The 13048-nt window shown below is 39.6% G+C and carries 15 protein-coding genes; 4 read left to right on the top strand and 11 right to left on the bottom strand.

Annotation, left to right across the window (positions count from 1 at the left end):
• Positions 1-38: 38 nt before the first annotated feature.
• Positions 39-794 carry a nickel pincer cofactor biosynthesis protein LarB gene (gene larB / locus HGJ91_RS01035; RefSeq protein WP_291345823.1) on the bottom strand — a complete coding sequence of 252 codons (756 nt, stop codon included), beginning with the start codon at positions 792-794 and terminating at the stop codon, positions 39-41.
• 127 nt (positions 795-921) lie between these two features.
• Here larB and cmoA point away from each other — a divergent pair, with 127 nt between their 5' ends.
• The 4 genes from cmoA to HGJ91_RS01015 all read left to right on the top strand — a co-directional run bounded on the left by cmoA (position 922) and on the right by HGJ91_RS01015 (position 3778).
• Positions 922-1650 carry a carboxy-S-adenosyl-L-methionine synthase CmoA gene (gene cmoA, locus HGJ91_RS01030; RefSeq protein ID WP_291345822.1) on the top strand — a complete coding sequence of 243 codons (729 nt, stop codon included), beginning with the start codon at positions 922-924 and terminating at the stop codon, positions 1648-1650.
• A gap of 20 nt (positions 1651-1670) precedes the next feature.
• Positions 1671-2642: a tRNA 5-methoxyuridine(34)/uridine 5-oxyacetic acid(34) synthase CmoB gene (gene cmoB / locus HGJ91_RS01025; protein ID WP_291345821.1), complete on the top strand. Its 972-nt coding sequence runs from the start codon at positions 1671-1673 to the stop codon at positions 2640-2642.
• Between the two features lie 221 nt (positions 2643-2863).
• The gene (locus HGJ91_RS01020; protein WP_291345820.1) at positions 2864-3358 is read left to right on the top strand and encodes a hypothetical protein; all 495 of its coding nucleotides are present in this window, start codon (positions 2864-2866) and stop codon (positions 3356-3358) included.
• Between the two features lie 201 nt (positions 3359-3559).
• Positions 3560-3778, top strand: a complete 219-nt coding sequence (locus tag HGJ91_RS01015; RefSeq protein ID WP_291345819.1) for a hypothetical protein — start codon at positions 3560-3562, stop codon at positions 3776-3778.
• Positions 3779-3943: 165 nt separating this feature from the next.
• Here HGJ91_RS01015 and HGJ91_RS01010 read toward each other — a convergent pair whose 3' ends face one another.
• From HGJ91_RS01010 to HGJ91_RS00965, 10 genes are all read right to left on the bottom strand, one after another.
• A complete protein-coding gene (locus HGJ91_RS01010; protein ID WP_291345818.1) occupies positions 3944-4666 on the bottom strand; it encodes a 1-acyl-sn-glycerol-3-phosphate acyltransferase in 723 nt (240 codons plus the stop codon).
• Positions 4663-5172 carry a DUF4340 domain-containing protein gene (locus HGJ91_RS01005; RefSeq protein ID WP_291345817.1) on the bottom strand — a complete coding sequence of 170 codons (510 nt, stop codon included), beginning with the start codon at positions 5170-5172 and terminating at the stop codon, positions 4663-4665. Before HGJ91_RS01005 ends, HGJ91_RS01010 begins: the two co-directional genes overlap by 4 nt.
• A 13-nt stretch (positions 5173-5185) precedes the next feature.
• Positions 5186-7336 (bottom strand): GldG family protein, encoded by a 2151-nt coding sequence (locus HGJ91_RS01000; RefSeq protein ID WP_291345816.1) that lies wholly within the window; start codon positions 7334-7336, stop codon positions 5186-5188.
• A gap of 9 nt (positions 7337-7345) precedes the next feature.
• Positions 7346-8050 carry an ABC transporter permease subunit gene (locus HGJ91_RS00995; RefSeq protein WP_291345815.1) on the bottom strand — a complete coding sequence of 235 codons (705 nt, stop codon included), beginning with the start codon at positions 8048-8050 and terminating at the stop codon, positions 7346-7348.
• 5 nt (positions 8051-8055) lie between these two features.
• Positions 8056-9012 carry an ABC transporter ATP-binding protein gene (locus HGJ91_RS00990; RefSeq protein WP_291345814.1) on the bottom strand — a complete coding sequence of 319 codons (957 nt, stop codon included), beginning with the start codon at positions 9010-9012 and terminating at the stop codon, positions 8056-8058.
• 37 nt (positions 9013-9049) lie between these two features.
• Entirely contained in the window at positions 9050-9625 is a 576-nt protein-coding gene (locus HGJ91_RS00985; RefSeq protein WP_291345813.1) for a hypothetical protein, read from the bottom strand.
• Positions 9626-9767: 142 nt separating this feature from the next.
• Positions 9768-10523 carry an energy-coupling factor transporter transmembrane protein EcfT gene (locus HGJ91_RS00980; protein WP_291345812.1) on the bottom strand — a complete coding sequence of 252 codons (756 nt, stop codon included), beginning with the start codon at positions 10521-10523 and terminating at the stop codon, positions 9768-9770.
• Positions 10511-11266 (bottom strand): energy-coupling factor ABC transporter ATP-binding protein, encoded by a 756-nt coding sequence (locus tag HGJ91_RS00975; protein ID WP_291345811.1) that lies wholly within the window; start codon positions 11264-11266, stop codon positions 10511-10513. The genes HGJ91_RS00980 and HGJ91_RS00975 overlap by 13 nt, the downstream gene beginning before the upstream one ends.
• 24 nt (positions 11267-11290) lie before the next feature.
• Positions 11291-11821 (bottom strand): biotin transporter BioY, encoded by a 531-nt coding sequence (locus HGJ91_RS00970; RefSeq protein WP_291345810.1) that lies wholly within the window; start codon positions 11819-11821, stop codon positions 11291-11293.
• A 13-nt stretch (positions 11822-11834) separates the two neighbouring features.
• A complete protein-coding gene (locus HGJ91_RS00965) occupies positions 11835-12806 on the bottom strand; it encodes a biotin--[acetyl-CoA-carboxylase] ligase (RefSeq protein ID WP_291345809.1) in 972 nt (323 codons plus the stop codon).
• Positions 12807-13048 lie beyond the last annotated feature (242 nt).

Here is a 13048-nt window from a genome sequence, read left to right as displayed (position 1 = left end):
GTCAAGAAAAAAATTTCATTTCACCAAAGTTTTATTCTTTAAACCGATACATGATTGATGGAAGAGGCCATAAACCCCGCCCCAAAGCCATTATCGATATTGACTACGGCAATATTTGAACTGCACGAATTGAGCATTCCTAAAAGGGCGGTCATTCCTTTGAAACTTGCCCCATACCCAATGCTTGTAGGAACAGCAATGACAGGAGCTTTGACCATTCCAGCCACCACACTGGGCAGCGCACCTTCCATTCCGGCAACAACAATGATGACCGCAGCACTCATAATTTGTTCCTGATGCGCAAAAAGCCGGTGAATACCGGCCACGCCAACGTCAAAGACAGACTCCACTTCATTTCCCATGGCCTGGGCCGTTAAAAAAGCTTCTTTTGCCACAGGGATGTCGGATGTTCCGGCAGAAATTACAAGGATTTTTCCAAAACCGGTGATTTCGGGTTCATTCTTTTTTAGCCATAAGAGGTTTGCATCTTTAAAATATTCCGCATTTTGAAACACTGACGTTATTTTTTGTGCTTTTTCTTTTTCAAGGCGGGTCACAAGAATGACATCCTCATGGACGATCATTTTTTCCATGATACCGATGATTTGTTCACTGGTTTTCCCCTGTCCGAAAATCACTTCGGGAAACCCCTTCCGTAAAGACCTGTGATGATCTATCTGTGCAAAATCAATATTTTCAAAAGAGATATGCTTAAGCTGTTTTTGAGCATCTTCTACAGATAAGGACCCCTTTGCCACCCGGGATAAAATTTTGGTCAGATTGTCTTGGTTCATAACCAAATTAGATAGCATTATGAAAGGATTTGAGTCAAGGAAAAGTAAAATGGATTTCAGGCATTCTTGCACTTCTTCACTAAATATTATAAAAGTTTAAAAAAATAATTATTTTGCGGGTAAAAAAATGGAGAAAGACAAGGTATTTGCAGACAAAAAGCTCAGAGTCAACCCCTTTGAATTTAATGAAGAGGTGGCCGGGGTATTTGATGATATGCTGAATCGATCGGTACCGTTTTATGCTGAAACCATTCAGCGGCAATCCCAGCTTACCGCCAAATATTACCAGGAGGGCAGTCGTATTTACGATCTGGGCTGTTCCCATGGAAATCTTGGGATGCTGATCCTGAATCAATTAAAGGAAGGAACAGTCTCCATGGTCGCTGTGGACAGCTCCAAACCAATGATTGAAAAGTATTCAAAGCGACTTGAGAAACATGATAATACACCACAGGTTGACCTTGTCTGCGGGTTGTTAGAAGATATTCAAATTAAAAATGCATCAGTGGTTTTAATCAACCTGACCCTGCAGTTTCTGGATACAGGGAAACGCGATGATCTCATAAAAAAAATTTATCAGGGGATGAATTCAAACGGCATCCTTCTTTTAACGGAAAAAACCATTCATGCATCAAAGGTGCTGGATGATCTTCAAACAAAATTTTATAAAACATTCAAAGTTGAAAATGGGTATTCCCAGCTTGAGATCAGCCAGAAAAGGGATGCCCTTGATAAAGTCCTCATCCCGGATACCATTGAAACTCATAAAAACAGAATCTTAAATGCCGGGTTTACAACATTTGATGTCTGGCTTAAATGGTTTAATTTTGCCTCAATGATTGCGATAAAAAAATAACCATAAAGGTCACACGTAAAATGGAAAAACTTCTTCAACAACAGCATACCCTGAAAATAGACCATTGCTACGATGAGTTTGAAACACTTGTAAAAGAGAAAAGAGCGTTTCTGGATCATGCCAAAGGTAATTTTCTAAAATTTAAAAAAATTCTTGAAAGTCTGCCCGACTTTGTTCCTTCAATTATAGACCTTGAAAGCCGTGCCGTCACCATTGGGGATAAATCAGATCTGACACAACAGGAACACCACTTGTTAATGGATAAGCTTGAACAGCTTTGTCCTTGGCGAAAAGGGCCGTTCAACCTTTTCGGGATTCAGATTGATTCAGAGTGGCAGTCATGGATGAAATGGGAAAGACTGATTCCTCACATCGGCAGTCTTAAAGGGCGGAAAATTTTAGATATCGGTTCCAGCAACGGGTATTACATGTTTAAAATGGCAGCCCATAATCCGTTGATGGTATTGGGCGTGGAACCTCAAAGTTCATTTTATTTTCAATATCTCACCATACAAAAATTTTTACGACAGGATAATGTTTTCTGCCTTCCGGTTGCCCATGATCATTTGCCAAAAATGGATAAATATTTTGACAGGGTATTTTGTATGGGAGTTCTGTATCATCGAAAATCACCGGTCCAGATGCTCAAGGATATTTGTGATTCCATGAAGCCCGGCGGTCAACTCATTCTTGAAAATCTTATTATTGATTCAAAATTAAACATCTGCCTTTTTCCGAAAGACCGGTATGCAAAAATGCGAAATATTTTTTTTATCCCGGATTTTCTGGCAATGGAATCCTGGCTTTTACGGGCAGGTTTTACAAACATCAGATGTGTGGATGTCACAAAAACATCTTTTAAAGAGCAGAGAAAAACCAGATGGATTCATACGGAAACCTTAGAAGATTTTCTTGACCCCACCGATCCCGATAAAACCGTAGAAGGATATCCTGCACCTGTCCGGGCTATTTTTATTGCAACGGCAGCTTAAAAATTCATTCCTGTATCAGGACTGTTTTTGTGCAGGATTTATGTCGGATATTACTTTACATGTTTTTTCTTGTATGCCAGAATATAATTAGTTTTAACGAATTGCCTTAAAATTGTATTAGATGCTTTAATATCATAATTATAAAGAAAATATATAGGGTTAATATGCAGTTTTTATGGTTAATACAATACGTTATGCGAAGCATTCAATGAGATAAGTTTATGCAAAACACTATAACCATCATCAGCGTAATTCTAAACATCATATTGGTTCTCTTGGTGTTTTTTAAAACTGCGTTGAATGAAATTTTAAAAGAATGGTGGCAAGATAAGAGGAATTCACAGAAAGAGCTAAAAGAACGTCTTATAACTTTACGATCAACCCTTCTTGAATTATCAAACACATCAACCCTGCTTCTAATTTTAACAGCCGCAAAAAAGAATGAGAAAGACATAGAAGTACAAAAAATGTATAAAGAAAAATGGGATAACGCGCTAAGCACGTATGGCGAACTCACAGACTTTATAACGAAAAATCTCCCATATTATCCAATCAAAGTCAGGAAACAATATGAGGAATTTGAATCGGAGATGCAGAAAGCAACTGGAGAAGTGTTAACCGCCTTAATGTACAAAGAGAAGCTGCTTGAAATTACAGAAAACTTAACCTTAATAATTACGAATACCATCGAGGATGTTGACACGCATCTATCATAATTATGAAAATGATTTTACCAACAAATACAATAGGAAAAATCGCATAACCCGCGCTTTAACTCGGAGCGCAAACAGCTGCGCTCGGTTAAGAGCAACGTTTGCTTTCAAAGAAAGATTCAATACAAATTGTAACAATATTTTGCATAATGCAATTCATTGCGCTGTTGTGTTATGTAAATAAAGCTCAAGGAGTCACCCATTATGACAACCGCAGTAAGGATTACAGATAATTTGGCAAAAGAAGCAAAAATATTTAGTAAAATTGATAAGCGTTCGTTAACTGGACAAATTGAACACTGGGCATATATTGGGAAATGCGCTGAAAAAAATCCTGATTTAACCTACAGCATGATTAAAGAAATTCTCGTCGGTCTTGCAGAGCTGGAACGAGGCGAATCATCAGAGTATGAATTTGGATAGTACTCAATGAAAATTATTCAATCCCGTTCATTTAAAAGGAGAGTTGAAAAATTTGGCAAGCAAGACAAAAAAGCGAACAACCCGCCAGAATTGACTTGGGGCTTGGGGCTACTGAACGACTCCCAAAAGTATCGGTTTAATATAAATTGATATGGCTTTAAATAATTAAAGCGCGCTGGAAATCATCTGACGGGTCTGTTCTATCACATCGTCAAGGTGATCCATGTGGTGATCTGAAATATGGATCGGGCGGTGAACAATGATTTCAATTGTACCGGGTATCAGATCAAGGGAATCGGGGGGAAGAACATGCAAAGAGTTTTTAATGGTTATTGGCAATATGGGAAGGTTTGTCTCACGGGCAAATTTAAATGCCCCCTTTTTAAACGGCATTACCTTTCCGTCCCGGCTTCTTGTCCCTTCGGAAAAGAACAACACTGAAGCGTTTTCAGATAATCTTCTCTGGGCTTTTCGGATTGATTTTATAGCTGCATCATGATTTTTCCGGTCAACATAGATACAGCCCAGGTGGTGGCACGCGGGTCCGAAAATGGGGATCTTTCCCAGTTCTTTTTTCATTATCCATTTTATTTTCAAGCCGAGATGTCCGTGAATCACGGGGATATCTGCCATGCTCTGATGATTTGATACAACCACATAGGAAGTGTCCCTGCTATAGTTTTTTTTGCCGGTGATGATCACTTTCAAGGGAGCAATGGCGCAGCAAAGTTTTGACCATGTGACGGCAATAAGATTAACACCACTCTGTTTAAATAAAAGTCCCGAAAAAATGCATATCAACCCGAGAACCATGGTAATAATGAAAACAAAAGGAATAACGATGATCCATTTGTAAGGTTGATATGCTATTTTTAAAAAAGGTTTCACTCTTTTTTCTCTTTGAAATCTTCCACGCTCTTGTCAAAATAGGATCTGAAGCTGCCATTAGCATGGTAGATATTTTTATCATTTGTCAACATGACAAAGGTATGGTTAAAGGTTGGTGCTGTTTTCCCCATGGTAAATTCAAAAAGGGTCTCCTGCCCGTTCACTGCTTTAACCTTGATATGGTTTTCATCATCAAGCTCGTATCTTTTCAGATCTCCTTTTTGAGACACCAGCGCAGACAGCTTCAATGTTTTTAAAGTATCCAGCATGTTGTCTACAGATGATGAATCTGCAAGGTATTCTTTGTCCGTCAATACCCAGCCCTTTTCTTTTTTTGTAAATTCTATCGGCCCTTCTTTTTTGTTTATAACAAGCCCGGTGATTTTGGAAACATCTATTTTTACAATTTCCGGCAGTATGGTGTGGTCCTTGTTTTCTTTATGAAACAAAAGGTATGCTCCCAATATCAGAATGAGTGCGATCAGTATCAGGTATTCTTTTTTCATGTGTTTATTCCTCTTAAGCGTTAAAACGACTGGCGATTTTCTTTTTTCTGGATGTTCTTTTGGCAAGGACTAAAAGGCCGAACAGGATGACTATAATAGGCAGAGCGATAATATTAACTGCCTTAATAATGCCTCTGCCAAACGGGGTTGTCTCTGCAATCGGATTTAATGTCTGCTGCTTGCTTCTTAACCGGGCGATCTTGTCTTCACCATTGAGATGGTCAATGACGTTTAAAATAAATGTGGCATTGGTTGTCCGGCCCTGGGGATCCAGCATATTATCCTGAAGCATTTGGGAACAGGGGAGAACAAACAGCTTGGCCGGCTTGGAGGTTTCTAAAAAGGTATGCCTGGCAGTAAAGCCTTCAAGTTTATTTTTTTCTTCTGTAATATCTTTTTCTCCCAACTCTTTTTCAGGGATGGCTTTACCTTTGAAATAGCTTGTGAAGGTTCCGGAAAGAAGATAGGCAAGATCATAGGATTTCATTTCATCTGTTGACTCAGGCGGGCTGATGAACATGGGGTTTAAATTGATGTTTCCTTCCATCAGCCATGATTCATCAGATGAAGACAAAAGCGTTGTTGCCACAATTTTGTCTTTATCAATATTTTCTTGCAAAAGCTCAAGGGGAGAAATCTGCATGGCAACAAGGCCCTTGATATTATCCATGAATTCAGGGGTGTTGTTGATGGTTTTTTCTTTTAACATGGGGGCAAAATAAATGTTCTGCTCGCCGCCGCCCATATTTTGGGGTGCCTGATGCTTATAGGATTGTTTGTCCAGAACATAGGCCTTTTTTATATTGACACCATAATGGGTCAAGAGTTTTTCAAGGCCGGTATCAATGGGTTCATAACTTGGCGGCATGCCGCCCTGTTGCGGCATGATTTCATTAAATGAGTCTGAAACAAAGGCAATGTTTGTCCCCTTCATCAGGGCCTGGTCAATCTGGAATAATTCATAATCTGAAAATTTCTGGGTGGGTCTTGCAATAATCAGAGCGCTTAGTCCATCGGGAATCGCCCCGTCTTTTAGAGCAATCGGTTTAATAGAATACCGTGAGGAAACGAGCGTATTAAACACCTGCATGGCTTCTGAGGGTCTGCCCTGCATCATGGCCAGTCTGTCCGGCATAAGGGAGTGGGTCCCGTGATCTGCCAGGAATCCGATATCCTTATTAATACCGATCAGTTTTTCCACAACCGAATTGAGTTCTTCTTCCAAAGCAGCCGGATCTGCCATTTGATAGGTTGTGCCGATGATGGGAAGTTCCATGGCACTGATCAGAGGCAGTGTTGTCGCTTTATTTTTAAATTCAATGACAAGCCCTGCGGCCCCGCTGCCGGCTGAAATATCTTTTTCCGGAATGGCAGGCCAGGTCAGCGCCATTAAATCATGTTCTTTGCCAATTAAATCAAGTTTTTCTTTGTCTGAAATATCAATTGCTTTAAATTCAAGAATGCCAAGGCTTTTATTGTTGAGCTTTTCAATGGTATCAGCGACAGCTTTGCCCAGTAATGGCAGTTGGTCAAGCCCAATCAGGGAGGCGATGTCATTAAGGGAAGAGGATAAATACATAGTAACATTTATTTTTTCATCCAGCCGTAATAAAGCGCTCACTTTGTTGTTCATTTTCTGGATAGCGGTTGTCAACTGGTATTCAAGACCATTTGTCGAGGTGATGGCTTCAATTTTTTCAATCAGATCCCCGTGGATAATGACCAGACCCATATAGGCATTTTTAAATTTGATTTCATCATTTTCCATTATTCTGATCTGGACGGGCTGTATGCCGTAATCCTGCGCCATATCCCGGTTTTCATCGGTCTTTCCCGTCAGGGTGCCTTCTTCCGGTGTGACATTGTAAAATGTATAATTAAAATATTTTTTGCCTTTGGCAGCGTATTCTTCCAAGAGATCTCTGAGAAAACGTTCTGTATTATTATGGGGTGCCGGAAGATCTTTTGAGAAAAACACCTTAATGCTTAAGGGTTCAGACAGGGTGGCCACAACATCCTGGCTTGCCAATGACAGAGAATAGATTTTGTCGCGTGTCAGGTCTGCCCTGAAAAACAGGGTAATGCCGACAATGTTTACCAGGACAATGACCACAAGATATAAAATGAATTTGAAATATTTTTCTTTTATTGAAAAGTTACCCATTGTTTCTCCTTAGTTCTTTTCATGCATAACAAGATAGGTTGAAAAAATAAAAATAAAGATCACACTCACAAAGTAAAGGATATCCCTGGAATCGATAATTCCTTTGGAGATATTAGTGAAATGGGAAGTGGCGCCAATGTGTTCTATAACCCAGATAATTTTTGTCGGCATGAAAAACAAGAGCTTGTCAAGAATGGTCAGGGTAAAGCACAGGGCACAGCCAATGATGAAGGCAACGATCTGATTGCGTGTCAGAGACGAGGCAAACAGTCCTATGGAACAATAGGCGGCAGCCAGAAAGATGGCACCCATGTATCCGCCGATTACAGGCCCTGAATCAATCTCACCGATAAAGGAGATAAAAATCGGATAAGAAATGGTCGGAATCAGCATGGAAGCCGTAAACAAGGTGGCAGCAAAAAATTTACCCAGAGCAATATCTGTAAAAGATACCGGCAGGGTCAAAAGGGTTTCATAGGAACCGATATTTTTTTCTTCGGAAAACAGCCGCATGGTAATGGCGGGGATGATAAAAGAAAAAGTGATGGGGAGTAGAGAGAAAAAATCTCTTAAATCAGCCCGCCCAAAAATAAAAAACGTGGAAAAGAAAAACCACCCCGTTACAATCAGGAACAGCGATATCACAATATAGGCAATGGGTGAGATGAAATAATCCTTGAATTCTTTAATGGCAATAATTTTTATCTGTTTCATGGGGTTTATGCTCCCTCCCTTGTCAATTCCTGAAATATTTTTTCAAGGGCCTGGGATTTTTTTGTCAATTGTATAATGATCCAGTCCGTCTCTTTTATTTTAAGATATATGTCTGATCTAAAATCCCTGTCATCTGACCTGTCATCTGAATTGGTGATCTCAAAAGAGACAAGACCTTCTTCAACCGGCTCAACATCTTTAATATTAAGATTTGAATCAATGCTCTTTAACAAGGTTTTTGCAGTGTCTTTTGAAGCCCCTTTAAGGGACAGGTTAATGAAGGAATTTTGTTTGACACTTTGTTTAAGATTGTCTGTTGTATCATCGGCAACCACTCTTCCTTTATTGATAATGGCAATTCTGTCACAGGTGGCTTCGGCTTCACTCAAAATATGGGTAGAGAAAATAATGGTTTTTTCTTTACCGATAGTCTTAATGATATCTCTTATTTCGGCAATCTGGTTCGGGTCCAGGCCGGAAGTGGGTTCATCCAGAATTAAAATTTGAGGATCGGTCATCATGGCATGGGCAAGACCGACTCTTTGTTTCAATCCTTTTGAAAGAGTGGCAATGGGTTTGTCCATAATGGAAGAAAGTCCGCAAAGATCTGATAATTGCAGGAATCGGTCATATCGTTTTTCCTTATCATCGATTCCTTTTATTTTAGCAATATACTCCAGATAGTCATAGACCAGCATATTGTGATAGAGAGGGGCGGATTCAGGCAGGTATCCAATGAGGGATTTTATCCTTATGGCATCTTTCGGCATTTGAAAATCTTTTATTTTTATTGTGCCTGAACTCGGCCTGAAATACCCGGTTAACATTCTTAATGTTGTTGTCTTTCCCGCACCGTTTGGGCCCAGAAGACCTAAAATTTCACCTTTGCGGATCGTCATGCTGATATTGTCTACAGCACGGAAGTCTTTAAAGTTCTTGGTCAGGTTTTGAACTTCAATCAACGTTTCCTCCTTAATGATTTATAAGGGTTATTATGGTTTAAAATTCTTCTAAAATTTTGCTTTTCTCAATAAATGCAGCCAGTTCTTTTTCTGTTTTGTGACAGGCAAAGACTGCTTTTTCAATGCGCCTGCAAAAAGGATCATCTTTGCCAAGTATGCTGACGGCATTTTTGTAAAACAATTTTCCCTGGTTGAAATGATCAATAATATCTTTTAGCAGTATTTTTCGTTCTTCATGCCTTGCTTTTTCAGCGGTGATAATAGATTCAAGTTTTTTTACCGAATATTCGACCAGTGCATCCCGAGGGGTTCCATAAGCCCGGGAAATGGCCTCAAGGGATTCAATGGTTCTACGGCTTAATACAAAGGTTTTTTGTTTTCTGGAGATTTTTTTGAATTGTCTGATCCGAATGGTTTTTGCAAGGCTGTCCAACGCATCTATGTCTTCTATGATGTGATCAAAAAGAGATTTTTGTTTTATCCCCATGTGAATGGCTACAAGTCCGATGGCATCAATGGCTTTCTGGGAAAGTTTGAATGTTGCCCGGACAGATTGTTTCCCTCTCAGATCAAACAGGGTTGATCCGGGGAATTGGTCCTCTGTTTTTGACATAATGGTCTCCTTCTCGGAGTGTATATTATTAATTTACTTCATTCAAAATAGTAATGAAGATATATTATGGTTCGAATTTTACATTAAAAAATTGTGATGATCAATGAGAAATGTCAAAGATGACCTAAAAATAATCTTAAGCTTACAACCAGACAAGACTTAAAGATATGATAAAACTGCCGATAAGAAACGGGATTTCCTTTCCGGAAGGTAAAAATTCAGGATCAGTTCTGTCATCACTATAACATCTTGATTCCATAGCAAGAACAAGGCTGTCCGCAGATAGGAAGGTTTTTTTTAACAGGGGTAAAACAAGGCGGATGATTTTTTTTACAGGATTTTTTTGAAGGTCGGCACATCGTGCCTTCTGGGCATCTGATATCTCTTTGGCCTGCTTTAAAATGACCGGCATAAAGCTGAGTGACAGGCTGATCATGACGGCCACCCGTTTTTCAGGAACAAAAGGAATCGGTTTTAAAAACCATTGAACTGCACTTTTAACAGAAGATGGCTGGGTGGTTGTAGAAAAGAGCAGGCCTGTTAACATCACTAAAAAGAATTTAAAGGCCACCAGAAACCCCTCATTTAAGCCTTGTCCTGTGATGGATATACCATAAAATGAAAAGATGATATCGCCTTTCACAGTCAGTGCCCGGGCAATAAAAACAAAAAAGAGCAATAGTATAAAATATTTTATGCTGTTCAAGGTTGCAAAGATGTTAAGGCCAGACTTTTTAAAGAAAAAAAGCAACATCAAAAAGTAAAAAAAACAGGCAGGCAGATGCGCGGATAACAGGGACATGCTGACGATACATATTATAAAGAATTTACATCTCACATCAAGCAGATGCAGTAAGGATTGTCCTTGTCTGTATGTGAACGGTGTTACGTGAGCCATGGTTGTAATCCCAGACCGAATTTTGAAGAGCAGGGCTCCTTGACGCCGTAAGACTCCAGATATTTGACAATACGATCAGGCTCTCCGTCTTCTTTAATAAGGCCTTTTTCCATAATAATGATTCTTGTCGCCTCACAAATGATGGTCTCAACATCATGGGTCGCAATAATGATGGTGTGGCCTGACCGGTTCAACTTAATGATCGTGGAGAGAACCTGGAGGGTTCCGGGATAATCCAGATTGGAAAAGGGTTCATCAAACATAATCACCTCAGGGTCCATCACCAGAATTCCGGCAATGGCAAGCTTTCGTTTTTCTCCCCCAGAAAGGGTAGAAGGGCTCCGGTCTTTTAAATGCAAAAGATTTAGATTTTCAAGAATCAAGGTGACTTTTTCATTGATTTTGGCCCGTTTAACTTTTAAGTTTTCAAGGCCGAAGGCCACTTCATCAAACACTGTGTCTCCAACGATTTGTGTATCAGCATCCTGGAATACCATGCCAACGGTTTTACGGGTTTGAATAAGATGTTTTGAAACATCCTGTCCATTAACAAAAATTATTCCCGAATCCGGCAGCAAAAGGCCGTTCAAATGTCTTAATAAGGTTGTTTTTCCGGATCCGTTTTTCCCGGCAAGAATAATAAATTCACCCTTGGATATGGATACGGATATATTTTTAATTCCTATGTAGCCATCGGAAAAGGTGTGGCAGATGGCGTTTATATCGATAATTGATTCTTGCATGGTGTATGATTTAAAGATCCAAGATTACAATTTAATGACAGGTCTTAAGGTTTTTGCAATAAATGCCGCGGCAATGATTTTAAGTGCATCTCCGATCAGGAAAGGGTACATGCCGACCGCAAGGGCTTTCTCATATGTCATGGAGGTCACAACCTTAAGCCAGGGAACGCCTGCTGCATAAATAATCAAAGATCCGATCAGCATGGCAATAACGTCCGAGGACATTTTTTTGCCCAATCCTTTTGAAATGCCGGCAGTGACAAAGACCGCAGGAAGATATCCCAGAAGATAACCGCCTGTAGGCCCGAACAGTTTACCGATACCCGAGGTTCCGCCTGCGAATACCGGCAGACCTGCAAGGCCGATCAAAAGATAAATGGCCACGCAGGAAAGTCCCCAGACAGGGCCTAAAATAATTGCCGCCAAAAGAACGAACATATTCTGAAGGACGATGGGAACCGGACCGACGGGAATGGCAATAAATGCCCCAATGGCAATAAAGGCAACAAATAAGGACGTATATACAGTCATTCTAAGTTGTTTTGAACTGTTCATGAACTTTTCTTCCTTATGTATGGAAACAATCTCCGTATATTATTTTTTTTATTTCTCCGGTTTTATCTTTAATCATTAAAGCACCGGTCTCATCTACATCTACAGCAAGGCCTTCATAAACATCTGTTAATGTTTCAATCCTGACCTGACTGCCAATGGTTGACGTTTGCTCTTTCCACTGGTCAATGATCTGACGGCAATCAATGGTTTGAGCTGGGATTTGAATCGGGGGTTGAATCCGGTTTTTAAAATCATCTAGAAAAGTTTCCAGGATTAACCTTCGTGATACAGTCTTATGTAAGACATCCTTTAATGAAATAGCCTTGGGCTCATATTCCTGAGGAGAGTTGTTCACATTTATGCCGATACCGATATTAATAAATTCAACCATATCCCCGCGGGTTTCCATTTCAGAAAGAAGGCCGACCAGTTTCTTCCCATTCAATAAAATATCATTGGGCCATTTGACACTGACATTCACATCAAACAAGCGGTTTAAAGATCTTGAAAGACTTAGGGAGGCGGCAAAATTATAGATATAGGAAAGAACGGGAGGCGTATTGGGTTTTAAAATCAGAGTAAACCACAGCCCGCCTTTTGACGAGAACCATCTTCTGTTCAGCCGTCCTCTGCCTGTGGTCTGGTTTTCTGCGACGACAACACTTAAATGGGGGGCATTATTTTTCGCCAGGATCTTTGCCTTATCCATGGTGGTTTCAAGTTCCGGGAAATGTAAGATTTTCTTTTCAAATTCTTTATTAAAACAAAACGGCAGCAAAAGATCATCATGGTTCAACAGGCCATATCCTTTGGGCCGGGATTCAATATCAAACCCGCTTTCTTTTAATGTTTTGATATGTTTCCATACTGCCACCCTGGAAACATTGAGGGCAGCACTTAATCTGACTCCGGAAATGGTTTTTCCCCCGGCTTTATAAAGAATTTTTAATATGTTTTCTTTAATATTTTTCTGTTCGTTAACCATATTAAGACGACATAGTTAACAGAATAGAATTTTAAGGTCAAGGGATAAATAAAATACTGTACTGCGAAAGAATATTATAATAATTTGAAAAAATTGGAAATAATAATAAAATATTCTTGAAAAATATTGTTTTTTTTGGTATATGCTTAATGATTCCCCAAGGGTTATTTTACACTTCATTCAAAGATCTGTTCTGAAACGATTTTTTCCGCTTATATTGATACTCTTATAATGTTAAATAA

This window comes from Desulfobacula sp. (assembly GCF_014237455.1).
Lineage (GTDB): Bacteria > Desulfobacterota > Desulfobacteria > Desulfobacterales > Desulfobacteraceae > Desulfobacula.
This window is presented reverse-complemented; position numbering and strand designations above follow the sequence as displayed.

Bases quoted from the DNA above. Each gene is read 5' to 3' on its own strand.
- HGJ91_RS01000 (WP_291345816.1), bottom strand. From the start codon at position 7,336: ATGGGTAACTTTTCAATAAAAGAAAAATATTTCAAATTCATTTTATAT.
- HGJ91_RS01005 (WP_291345817.1), bottom strand. From the start codon at position 5,172: ATGAAAAAAGAATACCTGATACTGATCGCACTCATTCTGATATTGGGA.
- HGJ91_RS00995 (WP_291345815.1), bottom strand. From the start codon at position 8,050: ATGAAACAGATAAAAATTATTGCCATTAAAGAATTCAAGGATTATTTC.
- HGJ91_RS00975 (WP_291345811.1), bottom strand. From the start codon at position 11,266: ATGCAAGAATCAATTATCGATATAAACGCCATCTGCCACACCTTTTCC.
- HGJ91_RS00970 (WP_291345810.1), bottom strand. From the start codon at position 11,821: ATGAACAGTTCAAAACAACTTAGAATGACTGTATATACGTCCTTATTT.
- cmoA (WP_291345822.1), top strand. From the start codon at position 922: ATGGAGAAAGACAAGGTATTTGCAGACAAAAAGCTCAGAGTCAACCCC.
- HGJ91_RS01020 (WP_291345820.1), top strand. From the start codon at position 2,864: ATGCAAAACACTATAACCATCATCAGCGTAATTCTAAACATCATATTG.
- HGJ91_RS00980 (WP_291345812.1), bottom strand. From the start codon at position 10,523: ATGGCTCACGTAACACCGTTCACATACAGACAAGGACAATCCTTACTG.
- HGJ91_RS00965 (WP_291345809.1), bottom strand. From the start codon at position 12,806: ATGGTTAACGAACAGAAAAATATTAAAGAAAACATATTAAAAATTCTT.
- HGJ91_RS01015 (WP_291345819.1), top strand. From the start codon at position 3,560: ATGACAACCGCAGTAAGGATTACAGATAATTTGGCAAAAGAAGCAAAA.
- cmoB (WP_291345821.1), top strand. From the start codon at position 1,671: ATGGAAAAACTTCTTCAACAACAGCATACCCTGAAAATAGACCATTGC.
- larB (WP_291345823.1), bottom strand. From the start codon at position 794: ATGAACCAAGACAATCTGACCAAAATTTTATCCCGGGTGGCAAAGGGG.
- HGJ91_RS00985 (WP_291345813.1), bottom strand. From the start codon at position 9,625: ATGTCAAAAACAGAGGACCAATTCCCCGGATCAACCCTGTTTGATCTG.